General features: G+C 33.1%; 10 protein-coding genes. 1 reads left to right on the forward strand and 9 read right to left on the reverse strand.

Annotation, left to right across the window (positions count from 1 at the left end):
- Positions 1–22: 22 nt before the first annotated feature.
- The 7 genes from HM987_RS14075 to HM987_RS14105 all read right to left on the reverse strand — a co-directional run bounded on the left by HM987_RS14075 (position 23) and on the right by HM987_RS14105 (position 12575).
- On the reverse strand, positions 23–748 hold the full coding sequence (locus HM987_RS14075; protein WP_179008685.1) for a hypothetical protein: 726 nt from the start codon (positions 746–748) through the stop codon (positions 23–25).
- Entirely contained in the window at positions 748–3441 is a 2694-nt protein-coding gene (locus HM987_RS14080) for a hypothetical protein (protein ID WP_179008686.1), read from the reverse strand. The genes HM987_RS14075 and HM987_RS14080 overlap by 1 nt, the downstream gene beginning before the upstream one ends.
- 7 nt (positions 3442–3448) lie before the next feature.
- Positions 3449–9379: a hypothetical protein gene (locus tag HM987_RS14085; RefSeq protein WP_179008687.1), complete on the reverse strand. Its 5931-nt coding sequence runs from the start codon at positions 9377–9379 to the stop codon at positions 3449–3451.
- On the reverse strand, positions 9357–9971 hold the full coding sequence (locus HM987_RS14090) for a hypothetical protein (protein ID WP_179008688.1): 615 nt from the start codon (positions 9969–9971) through the stop codon (positions 9357–9359). Before HM987_RS14090 ends, HM987_RS14085 begins: the two co-directional genes overlap by 23 nt.
- Complete coding sequence (locus HM987_RS14095) at positions 9940–10434, reverse strand: OmpH family outer membrane protein (RefSeq protein ID WP_179008689.1); 495 nt, start codon at positions 10432–10434, stop codon at positions 9940–9942. The genes HM987_RS14090 and HM987_RS14095 overlap by 32 nt, the downstream gene beginning before the upstream one ends.
- Before the next feature lie 494 nt (positions 10435–10928).
- Positions 10929–11747, reverse strand: a complete 819-nt coding sequence (locus HM987_RS14100; protein ID WP_179008690.1) for an SDR family NAD(P)-dependent oxidoreductase — start codon at positions 11745–11747, stop codon at positions 10929–10931.
- A 9-nt stretch (positions 11748–11756) separates the two neighbouring features.
- Positions 11757–12575, reverse strand: a complete 819-nt coding sequence (locus HM987_RS14105; RefSeq protein ID WP_179008691.1) for an SDR family oxidoreductase — start codon at positions 12573–12575, stop codon at positions 11757–11759.
- Positions 12576–12901: 326 nt separating this feature from the next.
- On the opposite strand from HM987_RS14105, the gene HM987_RS14110 reads away from it, so the two are divergent.
- The gene (locus HM987_RS14110) at positions 12902–13519 is read left to right on the forward strand and encodes an alpha/beta fold hydrolase (protein WP_179008692.1); all 618 of its coding nucleotides are present in this window, start codon (positions 12902–12904) and stop codon (positions 13517–13519) included.
- 176 nt (positions 13520–13695) lie between these two features.
- On the opposite strand, the gene HM987_RS14115 is transcribed toward HM987_RS14110, so the two are convergent.
- Positions 13696–14577: a carbohydrate kinase family protein gene (locus HM987_RS14115; protein ID WP_179008693.1), complete on the reverse strand. Its 882-nt coding sequence runs from the start codon at positions 14575–14577 to the stop codon at positions 13696–13698.
- Between the two features lie 199 nt (positions 14578–14776).
- Positions 14777–16285, reverse strand: coding sequence for a DUF4960 domain-containing protein (locus tag HM987_RS14120; protein ID WP_179008694.1), 1509 nt, complete (start codon positions 16283–16285; stop codon positions 14777–14779).
- Positions 16286–16344 lie beyond the last annotated feature (59 nt).

The following is a 16344-nucleotide window of genomic DNA, read 5'->3' on the forward strand; positions in this document are numbered from 1 at the left end:
GTTAAACTTTTAGTTAGTAGCTTTATTGAGCTAAAATGATTTCAAAATCTTTATATTGGTTAACACCTACTATTTTAGAGGGTGTTACTTCTATGTATGAATCTTGTAAAAAAAAACTCTTATTAATTTGAACCTCAGATTTATATTCTGAATATGAGATTTCCAATCTTGGAAAGTCTACTGATTCATCTGTTTTGTTCTTTAAATGATTTTCATCATAAAATGAAAAATCTTTGAGCACTGAATAATAGATAACAACTTTCTTTTGATGAAAGGTCTTTTTATCTATGTGTATCTCCATTCTCGATGTTTGAAGGCTAGAATACTCTTTTGCATTAAAACTAATTTTAAATAAGCCATCCTTCTCTTCAAATTCTCCCTTATTATAATATGTGTATATTAAATTTGGATCAATTTCTTCTAAACTTGGATAAGCTGAAACTGAAGACAATCCAACCATCATGGCTTTTTCTTCGGTATTAAGTTTGATGAAACCATTTGGCATTTCTATGTGCTTCATTGCACCAACTTCTTGATATTTAGTGCCATTATGTATTGCCATCATTCCAGAATAATTTTCATACACTCTAGTCCCTTTTACGCCTTTATATAATTTGTAATCTAGATTAACCTGATACTCTTCTGTTTCTTTTTTTGTTTTACTAAATTTCGTAAAAACCTCATCAAAAGATTGAGAATAAATTGTAGTAACACTTAATAAAGCCAGTATGATGATAATATTCTTCATTAATTTTTTGTTGCGCTTTTAGATCTTGTTTCTTGAATAGTAAATACACCTTTTTCTGTTTCTTTTTTCACCCTAATTAAACCACCTTCTTCATCATACTCATACATGGTAGCATAATTATTTTCGTCTAATTCTGCCATTAAACGTTGTGTTATTGGATCGTAAACAAAACTTTTCATGTTTCCATTGAACGGGTGAATTCTAATATCATCGTAAAACACATCTACCCTATCTGTTTCTGGTGCTGTAGGGTTTAAAACCTCATAAAGCTCATTACATGTGACTGAAGATTGTATCGTTGTTATTCCGAAGATTTGGGATGGATTATTAGTTACATTTAATACTTTTATATATTGCGATCCTAAAATTCCGCCAAAAATGTTTGAGACTCTATAAACTTTATTCTCAATTAAAGGGGCAGGAGCTAATAATGTATAAACTACTTGAAGTGCGTTATCACAATTAGAGAAATCCTCATTTAAAACATTAACCGTATATGTCTCAAACAGGTATTGTTGAGGAATTATAGGTTCAAAATAATCATTTATATCAACTGGCTCTGGATTTACCACAATGCCATCAGTATTATTTAAATCAATTCTAACTTTAGTTGCTGTAATGGGCACAAAAAACTCACCTATAATACGTTGCCAACCTTCTATAATTTCTCCTGTAGGAGAGAAAGAAAATTCTTGTTCAATCTCTTCTCCTTGCAAAAATGTTAAGTCTAACTTTGCATCTTCGTAAGTCAATACTTGTTCCACATGGTCTTCTTTAACCCAAGCACTAACAATGTATTTATCACCTCTTTCTAGCTCAAAAGAATTACATGGGCATTCTGCAGTTTCTGGGCTGCAATTGTTAACAATGTGAACTTGTACATAAAAACGTTGGGAAGAAAACATCTCTGCATAATTATTTGTACACACTACATTTGGATAACCAAACTCTTGAATCCAATATTCATCACCATTTTGAAGTTGTACATCACCTCCAGTGCTTTGTGTAGGATCATAAATTAAATCGTTACCAAACTCTGATCCCCAAACATAAATTGGGTTACCAGTACCTTCAGCTAATAGCTGTAAACTTTCAAAAGTAGGGTTGTCTGCACTACAGAAGTATTGGTCTGGGTTTGTATAGGTGGTTATTAAATCTCTTAAACTAATAGTTAGTGTTCTATATCGCCTATGTTGAGAAGTCGTATCAAAATAATATGGTCCAGAACATTCACCTGTAGATGAATTGTCAATTGTAAAATAAAATGTAGCATTACATTCGGTCCTTAAATCATTTAATTCCGCAACAATATCGTCAAAGTTTGTTATTGGTGTTGTTAGACTTTCGTCAGTATACATTATAATTTGTCTATTTACAAATTGAAGAAACCCTTGAGCATTGGGTGTTGGGTTTCCTAAATCACCTATTAGCTCTTCCTGCCCTCTTACAAACAAATTATACATACCTTTATATGTTAATTCGTCTTCTGCTATACCATCATTATCAAGATCATCTAGACCATTCGTAAAATACTCTCTGTCATAATATGAACCTATACTTCTTCCTTCATTTTCAATATTTATTGAGAATCGATTAGAATAAATAGGATTGCAAAGTGTTATTGGACCATTATCGTCCGAAGGTGTATAATACAATCTCCAAAAAGAATCAAATACCCAATTACCATATGCGTTAAGTAAGTTTACCGTAAAATTTTCAAATGAACCATCAATAGGATCAAAAACAGGAGTTAACGGTAAAGTATTGTATGGGGAAACATCCCTTCTTAAAAAGTATTGTCCATTAGAAAAATCTAAGGGCTGACTTGGGTCTTCACTTAATAAATCAATATTAATATCATCATCAATATCACAAACTGGTATATCAGGGTAATTATTAGGGGCACTAAAGGCCAATCTAGGACCAGTATATGTATCTATTTCACCTATAGTAACAATACCGATTGTTATTTCTAAACCAGATATATCACATGTAACTTGATGATTGTTATCACCCATACCTGCACTATTTTTAGGATACAAAGTAACAACATCTCCCGTAGTCAGCTGATTTCCAGTTGGATTTTGATCAGCAGGAATAATTTGAGTATTACTAGGAATTATCTCGCCTTGATCGTTATAATATGTAATATATGAGTATGATGAATTTGTTTCAAGATCTCTTACCGTTGGTTGGGTATTACATGTTGTTGTAATATCTTGTTCAGCGTTACCAACAAGAGGTTGGTCATTACTTAAAGTTATTACAAAAATTCTATCCCAAAGGCGATATTGGTAATACGGATCTCCAACATCATAATCTATTACCTCTATTCTGAATTGTATTAATCTTCTTTGGTTGCCAGTCATTCCTAAATATATCCTTAAATCATTAAGGTTTAAATCAATTGATTCAAAAAATGGATCATTTGGTAAAGGTGCAGAATGGGTTATTGGTATTAATCTATATTCTAAATCATCAGGAATAACTTCACTTGGATTGTTTAAATTGACTAGGACTGGTTTCAAATTATAAATTCCTTGTCCTTGAGTAACACATAGTTCTATCTCTAAAAAACCAGTACTAGAATCTTCAACCATATTAAGGTCATCAGTATTTAATTCGTAGTTTCCTTGTTGAGAATACAAAACACTGATAAAACCGAGTAAGTATATGTATATAATCTTTTTCATCTCTATTTTAGTTTAGGTCAAATCTTATAAATGAACAAATTTCTGAGCCGCATTTAACATCAATAAAAGTGTTATCAGGAATATCATCTTGACAAGACACAATTTCCAAAAATACATCTTGACTTAACGGAATACTTATTGCTCCATTTGCTACAGAAGCACTCGTAATATTTGCCAGTGGATTACCGTCTCTATCAAAAAGCCTAATAAAAGTCCCCTCTTGTTCTATGCTAACATTATAATTAATCGTATTACAATTTGCCCTAATTAAATAGGTTTTTGAACATGCATTAGTCCCTGAGTCTTCATATAACACCTCAATACCACTTGGTATAGTTTCACAAGGGTTCTCATTAAAGCCGTCTAAATTTTTAAGTAATGATACTTTTTTATTTTTTAGAACTTTTAAACTCGACCTACCTGTATGCGAATTTTCATGATCTATCACAGCATCGGCACTTAATTCGTCACTAAAACTAAAATGTGAATTTACAGGCTCTGTTGAAGTGCCTGCTATATCTGGTGTATAATCATAATCTTCAAAACCGTCAAAGGCGAGTTCTTGATATTTTGTATTGGAGCCCACTGCGATTGGTAATGTATAGCGATAACCATATTGCGCAGCAGAATAGCGATTTAAAGCATCTCTATTTTCTAACTCTGCACCAAAAGGACTATATTTTGTGACTTCACTAGTAAAAGTCCATTTAGTGTCGTCATCAATACCATTATCATCGATGACATCTACCTTAGTCCAATTTCCGCTATTATTAACCTTATAAAATGGTTTGAAATTTTTAAAGAAGCCTTCTTTACGAGGATTATAACCTAAAGCTCCATTATTTCTAGAGGTTAAATAAGCATACGATTTAATAGCTCTTGTTTCACCTTTAATATTAAATAAGTAAGGATTAAACCCTAACATATTAATATCCGTAATATTACCTTCGTTATCAAATAGATTCTGTGCTTCATTATAAGGCAATCTAAATTCGCACTGGCTATTCCATGCATCACTATATTCTACAGCACTAGCATTTACGACTTCAAATTGAGTAAAATCTGTACTATAGCTAATACTACCAGACTCTAATGGGTTTTTTTGTGTGGTTATAGATGCCATACTTGCCATAGGCTGATTTTTATAACCCGAACGATAGACTTTAAAAAATTTATTGTCTACGGTTTGTATTTGCCCATTAGCATCCATTAATTTAATCTGGTTTGAAGCATTTTTCTCTACAACCCACAAAACACTTGATCCATCTACTATTAATTTATCTCCTTCTATTAATGTATGCGTTAAAATATGTGCAGGATCAGTACTAAAAGGATGCATTACTGAATGAAATTCACCAGACGCAACGAGTCTACCGCTTAAATTAATGTTAGTACTAGCTGATTTCAATTGCTTGTAATACCAGTTAGCAGGATAATTAAAGTTAAAATAGTGATCACCGTATTCGTTGATTGTTTTTGTGAGCAATACATCACCTGTTTGTGCATCAAAAGCTAAGTTCTCGGTTTCTACAGAAGACCCTAAATCAAAAGCAACTTTCTTTGTCATTATACCTGTTCTATGAATTACCTTCGTTGCAGTTGCCATTTTTAAGTCATTTTTATCCTTTTGAATTACTGGAAAATACGTTGGAATTGGAAAGGGAATCCCAAAAAGGCCTAATAAGACTGATAGGTTACCATCAAAACCAACCACATCTGTACTTGTCAAATTACGCCTAAAGTCCGTAATCATATCATATTGCACACCGATTAGACTTTCAGATACCTTACCATCAGGATCAACTACATTTAATTTGTTATTTAATTTTTTATCATCATTCACATCTAAAGCATAGAAATAATCTACACCTGATATAAACTCCCCAGGTTCTTGAGACTCCGATTTAACTCGCTGACTCTTCTGTTTACCATTCATATCATTAGTTTCAACAGTAAACCCTTGAGATAAGGCTAACGTACTTTGTGTTTTAACTTTTAATAATCTACCTATAAATCCACTGGCATCAAATTTACTAGTAATATCTGTATGGTCTGTAATTGTTGGAAAATCCCTAGATGTAAAAAACTCACTAATAACTTCTCCTGTAGCGTGCTTTTTAACAACTATGGTGTCATCATTTCCATCTATTCGTTGTAAATTCTTAACCACAACCTTTGAATATGTAACTGTTGGAGATGGAAATAATGATTCTCCTATAGGTTTCTCAACATAATTAGACTCTTTTGGCGCCTGCAATCTTTGTGCATCGTCATAAAAAGGTTGCACAAATGGATTCTCTCTAGATCCATTAGGCTCAAATGTTGCTACTCCACTACTTAGACCTTGATCGTCATCATAGCTATATTCTTGTCCGTAATGTCTCGCATAGAATTCATTGTCCAAATTATCCGTCATTACATCCCAATTATCATATAATTGGATTTTCTTAACTCTTAAACCACCACCATATTTTCTACCTTTAGCGTGGTAGAGTCTTATCCATGATTTATTCGCTTTAAATTTTCTTGCATTTTTTTTACGTTGTAAAGCCTGATTTGGTCCTTGAAAAATTTCGGCAACGTTACCGAAAGAACTTAGCACTGCCTGAGCTACCTGCAGAAAATCCCCTGGACCATCAAAATTGGCATCTGGCAAGTTATACACACGTCTGTTTAAATATTTTCTAGAGAAATACCAGCCAGCTTTAGCAATTGGATTGACTTGCACACCAGAATTAAAAATACCACCTTCTCTATCTACACTTTTTAATTTAATAGAAACATAAATCTTATCATCATAAAGATATTTTTCTATTTGATTAGTATCTAGTATGGCATAACCCGTAACATAATCATAGTCACTTTGTGTTGTGTTTAATAGGAATTTAAAATATAATGGGTTTGTTTCACTACCAATTAAACCCAAACCTGCATTTTCTTTATCTAATAAATAATTATCTCTAAAATAATCTGGTGTGATTTCTGTTTCAGGGATTTCGTTTTCAGGAATTTCAATGTGCAGAAAGTACTTATGATTACTATCATTAAATAATACATCACCATCTGGATTTCCTGAAGCTTGATTATTAACACCGGCAACTTTAAACATTTGCATAGCCTTACGGTCTTGTACATAACGATAATCATCAGACTCCATCTCTAGTTCTAATTTACCTCCTGATGGTAAATTAATAGATGATAATGTCCATGCGTTAGCATTTCTATCTGCTTCTTCTTTAGTTTGGTTTTGATCTACAAAAGGAAATTCAGCTGTAGTTAAAGGGTCATCTATATTACATCCTTGTTGTGTAATATTCTCTTTATAATTACCCCAGATATCATGACCTTTCAAATTATAATTTGGGTTGGAGTCGTTGTAATTAAATTCATAAGGTGTATATTTCCCCATATTTGAATTTCTGTAAGTAAAATACATTTTTTTGAGCGTTAATTTCCCTGTAGACTCTTCAATACCATCTTCATCATCATCTACATAAGAACCGTCATTATTATTAATCCCTCTACATAATAAATAATCATACTCAAAATGCGCAACTTTAATTGGTTCTGCTGTTGATGGGTTGGCATCATATTCTGGTCTAGAGTATAATGAAATCCTATCTATTTTTTGCATTTTCGCAGAGCCCATACCACCATTTTCACCTGCACTGCCTACTGCATCACTACGATTACTTAAAGTAAAAATAGCTACATGTGTTTTTGTTTCTATTTTCTCTAAAAACTTCAGTTCTTTTGTGCCATATATATAACTTGCTTTTTGATCTTCATCCTCTGTATTTAGCCCAGCATAATATAAGGCATGATTAGCCAAATAAGGTGTTCTCCACTTATAGTCGTTTGTTACTTGATAATTAAATTTAGTGTAAGCCCCTAAATCATCTAATGTTGGACCATCACCAGTAATATCTTCATAATCTGAGGACAGCACCGAACTTAAAGCATAGGTGTGTGCATAAGCAGGTGTGTTTATGGCATTAAAAAAGTGATCTTTCCCTTCACCATTATTAACAGTGTTAATATCTCCTGGATATCCAGATTGGGAATAGTCTATTAAACCTGTTGCACAATTAGGATTGTTATCACCAATAGGCAAAGCAAATGTTACCTCACGTTTTGTCTTATTATATGCAGTCTCCCCAAAGACATAGCGACTACCGTCTCCTTTTAATATTTTAATGGCAGCATGATGATGATCTTTTGCTAAATTATTAATTTCAACCAAGCCATCTCCAGCAGTAATAGCATCTCTTTTAGTCACCATTTGTACTGTTTGTGTTCTTGGTATACGAGAATCTCGCTTTACCTTATTTATAAAATCATCTACATAACTAATAGTTAAATCAGGGTTATATTGTTTTATTTGATATCTGTTATTTGTCTCTCTATTAAATTTCCCTCCAATAATATCAAATTTTAAGGGCGAGACATCGTACATTTGATTCTCAAATAAGTCAATTTCCGAATCTGCAGACAATTCTCCAACCATTTTATGATAAACAGGTTCGTATTCTATATCCTGATTTGGGTTTTCACTATCATATACAAAATCCTGTAATGCTGGTGTTGACCATATCCCAGAATAACTGTTAGATGCGTTTATTTTCACATTCAAGCCTCCTTCAGCATAACCTCCAAGCCCCAATTCAGCACCTACACTGCCTCCAATTCCAAAATTACCACTATTAACATCGTAAATAGTACCAACTTCACTTCTGTAAGGTCTCAATGTTCCGCCGACACCTTGTCCTTGTATAGAATAAATATCGTAGGTATAATTTGTAAAAGGCAATACATTAGTTCTTTCACTAAATACCCTATCATTCTCTCTATTAAAGTCTAATATACTAGACCCAACTACTGCGTTTTCCGTGTTTAAATATCCAAAAGCATTGATTTGTTTATTTTTTTCATCATTCTGAAGGTTTTGTAGGGTTGCCCAGCCTGTTATACTTGCAGCCCCCTCAAAACCAAACACTTCTACACCAAAATCAACATTTAATGACAAATTGAGATTCGTGTAGGACAACTCATTCATAGGTGTAAATAACATATTGTCATTAAAAGACAATCCTATACTGGCACTACCTTCAGCATTTTGAGAAGCACTAGTTCGTGTTTCAGCTTTATTAGTTTTTGACCCACCCGTCAACTTTGTAACATTAGCACTAAATGTTGGTAAGGACTGCCTCGAATTAAGACCAACACCTATGGTTGTTTTAAATCCATTTACAGCACTGTCAGTTTTGTCTTTTCCTTTTTCTTTTATACTCACAGATGCATCAACATTAGCCCCATTACCATTACTTGCACCTACCTGAAAGTTTAATCCAACATTATTAGAAATATCAAAACTAGGTCCAAAAGATTGGTTAAAAGTAATACCGTTATAATTATTAAATTGAACTCCCAAACTTGCACTTAAACTTACAGGTAGAAAATCATCAGTATCAAAGCCCAAAATTGGAACTTTTAAACCTGTATTAACTCCAAAAGTGTTATTAGACCTAATATTATTCTCATAGACCATTTGATCACCATTAAAATCATCTGGGATACCACGTACATTTCTTGCGATTTGTCCAACATTTATATTCCAACCTAGGCCAACCCATGAGGCCTCTTGACCCATAGCTATACCTGAATCATAAGCTAAGTTTAATGGATATCCACCGACATCCATAATTGGTAAATTATAATTAAAATCACCACTAGATAAGTTCACCATATCAGAAGTTCCAATAGGTGTAAATGAATTAAACTCTGGTTGTGATGGACCACTAGTTAATGCATATACCGCAGTTGGTTGCACTGTACTAATTACTAGTTGTAATGCCAAATAACAAGCAACAATTTTTGTAAACTTGCCTTTTCTTACTTTTTTAAAGCTCATATTATTATAACTTAAGTGGTTGCTCATTGAAACTGAATTTTATTAATCCATTACCAAATAACCGATCGTTGTAAACTAATTGTATCTTATCCTTTTCTGGAATATTTCCAAAATAAAGTAACACCCTTTTAAATGGAGCTACTTTAAAATTTCTTTCTAATGTTGCACCAGAGCATTTAACAGTATCTCCCGAAGAAGTTACTACGGAATAATCATTTTTAAGGTTAAATGCCATATATTTTACGGTTTCTTCGTAATTCTTAGTTGTAAATTCTTTTAAAAACAAATCCCTTTCCTCATCATGATGAAATTGAAATTCTATAACACGCTCTCTACTATTTGCTTTGCTTATAGAATCAATTTTGTTTAAGTCACTTAACCCCTCTTGTTTTATAATATAATACTCTATAGGAACCTCTGTAGCCGTGTAATTTATAGTTTTAATGTATTGATTTATCTTTTTTGTTTTCCAACCAACGTTTGCAAGGTTATCTAATCTTAAATTTACATCTTCCGTTGTCACTTCACTTTTTTCATTAGCACATGAAAATAATAAGGACATACTAATTGTTAATATTAAGAGTGTTCTACTCAATGCCATCATATTTAGTATTGGCATAAATTATTATATCTTTCGTAATATTGAATTCATCTTTAGAATACATAATATTACCATTACCAGATGCTCCTAATATGATTTCATAATCTTTTAATTTCCCATACTCTTTTACATATCCATTTAAACGACTCCATACTTGTTCGCTAACGGAATTCTTAAAATAAGCCTGATATTCCTCAAGTTTAGCATTCTCTTGTTGTAAATTATATTGAAGTAATTTATCTTCCTTTTTTTCTTTTACAGATACTTGAAATAATTGATATAGACTATCTACTTTTTTAGCCTGTATGCTAATCTTAGTTGTATGTAATTCATTCATCTCTTTAGACATCTTAAAAGCACCAAATAACTCAACATTATCAACATAAACCGCTCTTTTATTACCATAAAAAGTTGTAACAATAATAAAAGCTAGAATTATTAAAATAAAAATAGAATTAAATATGGGAAGTATTTTTTTCAATGCATTGACGGTTTAGTAGTTAGAACCTAAATATACTCATTAAAAAAAAAATATTATTATTCTTACAAAGAATAATTTAAGATTTTTTTAACATTCAATTTAAAACATTGATTATCAGCAATATAAATATGTCTGTTAATTATTAAAAGTTTCAATACATACTTTAAATCTGAAGTTAAATATAAAAATGGCTGACGTTTTAATATTAATTACAGTGAAGAAGAACATATGGAGTAGCTAAACCTAAATGAAATCTGTTTACCTAATAATTTAACCCCCAATAAGTTAGTGGTAATATTTTAAATTTCAAAACCAATATATTAGAATATGAAATATTAGAAATGAACTTTAAAACAGAAGCTAGAAATAATCTCTGTTACAGAAGAAATAAGTACCGTTGAAACCTTTTGTAAATACAATGAAAGTACTGAGCCATTTTATAGTTGGAAAAAAAGTTTGAGCACAAAGGCGAAGCAGCTCAGCAGTATTTAATCTTATCCAAAAGCAGATTCAACTGCACCACCATCAATCCTAATATTTGATCCGTTGATATAGCTTGCGTGTTCAGAACATAAAAATGCCACAGTTGAAGCGACTTCTTCTGGTTTTCCACGTCGTTCCATGGCAATATGTGGTCTTTTATTTTTTACAAACCACGCCTCAGCCTCTTCTATCGATAAATTTTGTTCTTCCGCTACTTCTTCCATCATGGCTTCGGTCATTGGTGTTTTTACAAATGCTGGTGATATACAATTGAATAACATATTCTCTTTAGAATAGGATCTCGATAAGCATTTAGATAAATTAACTATAGCAGCTTTACAGGCATTGTATGGACTTTCATTCTCATAAGGCTGAAATGCATTTTCTGATGCGACCATAATCATCCGTCCCCAATTGTTTTTTTGCATCTGAGGAATAAAGGCTCGTGCAACTCTCACAGCTCCTAATAAATCTATTTCAATTGTTTTCATCCAATCATCATCAGTAAGATTTAAAAAATCATCTGCAGCACCGCGAGCACCTGCAGAGTGAAATACAATATGTACACCACCAAAATCATCATCTATTTGTTTTGCCATCTTTAAAACTCCTTCATTCTTAGAAAGATCAGCGGCTATTGTAACAATCTTATTGTTATCGTTTGACTCAGCTTCCACTATTCGCTTGGCTTCATCGAGTTCTTCTCCACCATCTTTATCCGATAGAATAATGTTTACGCCAGCTCTCGCTAAAAATTTCGCAGTTTCTAAACCAATGCCAGAATCTGCTCCTGTAATCAAAGCTGTTTTTCCTTTAATTTTTAAATCCATGATTCTATTTTATCCGTTAGTAGTAAATCCAGGATAACACGTCATCCCACCATCTACAAAGATTGTTGTTCCATTTATATATTCAGATTCATCTGATGCCAACCAACTGGCCACAGCACCAATATCTTCAGGTTCTGCCATCCGGTTGTAGGGTATTAAGCGCAACAGGTCGTTATAGCTTTGCTCATTATTCCAAACGTCTTTATTAATAGCTGTCTTAGTTGCGCCAGGTGCAATGCTATTACACCTAATTTTATACTTCGCATAACCTTGACAAATACTCTGCATTAACATCACTATACCGCCTTTGGCCGCTGCATAATTAGCGTGGTTTGACCAAGGAATTACCTCATGGACCGAACTCATATGAATTATTTTACCCGCTGATGACGAAATTTTTTCCTGCACACCATTCGCCATAAATTCCTTAAGCGCTTCGCGAGCACACAAAAATTGGCCTGTAAGGTTGACTCCAATAACTTGGTTCCATTGGCTAATTGTCATGTCATGCAATGGTGCATCTTTTTGAATTCCAGAATTTGATACACAAATGTCTATAGTACCAAATTCGGTTTTACCAAACTTGAATAATTCCTTAACTGAAGCCTCATCACTAACATCTGCCTGTTTAATCCGAACGCCAGCATTCTTGGAGTCTTGGGTTATTGCATGAGCGACTTCCTCCGCTCCAATTTTATTATTGTGATAATTAATAATTACATTTGAACCCTCCCTTGCTAATGCTTTAGCTACTGCTGTTCCTATTCCAGAACTCGCACCTGTTACAATACTTGTTTGGTTTGTTAATCGTTCATTTGGTTTTTGCATAAGAATATTAAATGGATGTTTCCAAATCTAGCTGTTTTGAGCAAGCGTCATTAACTTTAATGCTTTAGTTATTAGCCTTTTTGAGCTAAATTTTGCGAGTTTAGAAATTTTGACACATTTAAGAGTTTTTATAACCCATAACATTTTAACTCGGAAGACTTTAAAAATCTATACCTAAATTTGCGATCTTTTAATTTAGTAATTCAATCATAAAAAATGTCGCAACAAAAAATGACCTTAGTTTTTATACATTATTTCGGTGGAGACGGTGGAAGTTGGAAATGGCTTTCTAAGAAATTACCGAAAAGGTTTGACTGTAAATTTTTTTGACACTGCCAGGATTCGATAATACGTCACCTTTAGAAGAAAAATCCATTCGTAGTTTCTCGCAATGGATCAGTGACCAAATTAAAGCACTAGACTTAGATAACTATATATTGGTTGGTCATTCCATGGGCGGAAAACTCGCTTTGTTTACTGCTTTTATAAATCACGACTGCTTACCTCAAAAAATGATTCTAATTGCACCTTCCCCTCCAACTATTGAAAATATGACTGCTGAAGAAAAAAAGCGAATGTTAAATCATCCTGATCAAGATAGTGCAGTAACAACTGTAGAGCAAAGCACTAATAAAAAGTTGAATAGAAAAAGGTTCAAATATGCCGTTGAAAGTCAACTAAAAGTAGATAATGCAACTTGGAAATGGTGGATTGAAACGGGAATGACTAATGATATTAGCTGGGCAATCAAAAATATTGATGTTCCGACATTTGTAATCTGTAGTAAGAATGACCCTGTAATAACAACTAATGCCATTCAAGAAGAGGTTTTACCATATCTAGAAACGGCAAAACTCATTACGTTTGGTAGATCTGGACATTTAATACCCATGGAATCACCACGTAAGTTAGCCAAAGTCATTAAAAAAATTATTAAAACTTAAACGTTATTAAACTGATTGTCACTAAAACAAAATTAGGTTTTAACATTCAACCATGAAAATCACGGATTGCTGGCAGGTAAAATTGCATTCGAAATAAATCAACGGATAAAAACGCTAGAAACGATTACCAAATTTTAAGACTTTCTCAATTCTTGAGTGAATAAAAATAGCAGCTTCTAAGGCGTCATAAAACTATGAATATCTGAAAGTGTTAATCTAGGATTCGCCCCTTTATTTTGAGCCACCAAAGCACCAACAGCACATGCAAAATCAATAGCGTCTTGTGGAGAACTTTTGTTTAATAATTGGCTAATAAGTGATGCCAAAAAGGAATCTCCAGCTCCAACCGTATCTATGACCTTTATTTGAAATCCACTATTGTAAAATAGTTTGTCATCATATAATAAAACAGCTCCGTGCGGCCCTTTAGTAACACAAATATGTTTTGTATTCGTCTTATCAGCTATGTATTTTAAATTTTGTTCTAAAGAGTTATATTTAGAACCCATATACTTGCTTACCTCAAAAAGCTCATCATCATTAAACTTTATGAAGTCTGCTTTTTTCATAAGATGAAACAATACTTCTTTCGTATAATACGGTGATCTTAAATTAAGGTCGAAAATTTTATAATTAGCAAGCTCTACAAGCTCATACAATGTATTTCTAGAAATGTCATCTCTAGCAACCAAACTTCCGAACACAAATGCATCTGCCTTTTTTACAGCAGTTTTAGAAACTTCTGTTACACCTATTTTATCCCAGGCACGAGGGTATTTAATGTCATAAGATGCTGAACCTTTATCATTTAACATCACTTTTACTTTCCCAGTTTTATATTCGCTAAGTATTTGGACAGAACTCATATTTATACCACAATCTTTAAGGTATTCCATAATTTTTGCTCCACCTTTATCTTTCCCAATAGCGCTAATCATTGTTACATCATGTTTAAATGATTGTAGTCTGCTTGCTACATTTAAAGGCGCACCTCCTATTTTTTTATGGGTTGGAAACACATCCCATAATACTTCTCCAAAACATACTATTCTAGCCATAATATTTCTTTTTAAAAAAATCCCAAAAGAAGTTAAATTTAAATTCTTTTGGGAAAAATTCAACTAAATTAAACACTAACTCAAATATTTATTTTTTTTCTAGTTTAGAATTTAATAACTCTTTAGTATTTTCATCCAAAGTTTTAAAATATAATTTTAACACTGGCAGTGTACTCTAACACTGACGTTAAAAATTTTATTAGTTTGAAAGACCTAAATCTGCCAAATGATTTAAAATATTTTTAGTAATAATCTTCATATTATCACCATTTGGCACACCACCTACTTCCCAATCCCACGTTCCACCTATAGCACAAACTACAGTACCAGCTGTTCCATCTGATGGCCATTCAACACCCCAAACTTCGTTACCTACGCAGTTACCCCAAAGAATGTTACCACCTACAGCAGCTTCAAAATTTGACCGTGCTTCATCCAATGTCGCAGCTTCCCATGGACCAAAATCCATATTATATTGAGCGACTCTATTCTTTTTTAAAGTACCAGCAGCTAAAGTCTCAAAATCTGCTCCAATACAACCACCTGCATTTGAAGATACCCCAGTAAAGTATGGGCTAGAAGTATCTGCTGTCCAGCTACCACCCCAAGCATCACCTGTTGCCCAATCCTCATATCCTATACCTCCAAAAGCTTGATTAGGAACTCCATTACCATCAACCACACCAATATCATCTAAAATAAATGCAGCAAAATTGCTTACAAGTAGATTTCCACCTGCCTCATAATAGGTTGTAACTCTATTAATTAAATTATCGGCTAAATCTGAACATGCTGGACTATCCGCAGGGCCTTCACCAATGATGCAGTTAGCACCATTATTAGGGAATTGGGCTACCCTGTCTCCCCACCAGCCACCATCGAACTGAATCCAAATAGCATGATATACACTTAAATCTACCTCGCCATTGGCTACATCGGTAAACGAATGATAAGTAACTTCTGTAAAAGGTCCTGCAATATTTGGAAACCACTGGGCAGCGGTTTCATCATCATCTACTGTAAAATCCCCACCGTTGCAGGCGTCCCATGCCACAGGTGTATTTTCAGCAGCAGCACCTAAAAATGCTATTTTTCTAATATCAAAACTCACAAGGTATTCAATAATTCTTGAAGGTGAAATCACATTCGCGGTATCAAAAGTGTTGATTTTAAAAGTATAATCCCCTTCAGCAATATCGCTTATAGTATAAGATGTAGCATCTCCAGGTAAATTGACTATATCATTATTGATTTGCAACCTTATACTTTGCAAACCAGTTTCTATTAAATCCCATGTTAGTATAAGGTTACTACCACCTTGTTGAGCATTAAAGTTACGAACAGCTTCTGGACCTTCCCTACGTAAGCTAACGGTTTCACCTAAAGAAAGATTACCTTCAGCATCTTTTGTTTTTACGGTAAATGTATAATCCTTATTTACATCAATAATGCCATAGCTAAATGTTATTGCCGCACTTTGAATGTTTTCAATACCATCGGTATGACTTACAACTATGCTACTTACATTTGATGGATTCGTCCAAGTTAAAACAGCATCATCACCATTTAAATCAACGCTCAATCCACTTACTTTTTGGGCAATGGTTGGATTAATTGGGTCTAATTCTAAATCTTCACAGGATGATGTGAGTGTTAATAAGAAGCCGAACACTAAAAACATCGCTATTCTTTTAATAATTTTAATCATGATTTTCTTATTTTATTTGTTATTTTGAAATACTGCATACTTTACAGGAGTAACTTTAC

Origin of the sequence: Winogradskyella forsetii (genome assembly GCF_013394595.1) — a bacterium.
Classification (GTDB): Bacteria; Bacteroidota; Bacteroidia; order Flavobacteriales; family Flavobacteriaceae; genus Winogradskyella; species Winogradskyella forsetii.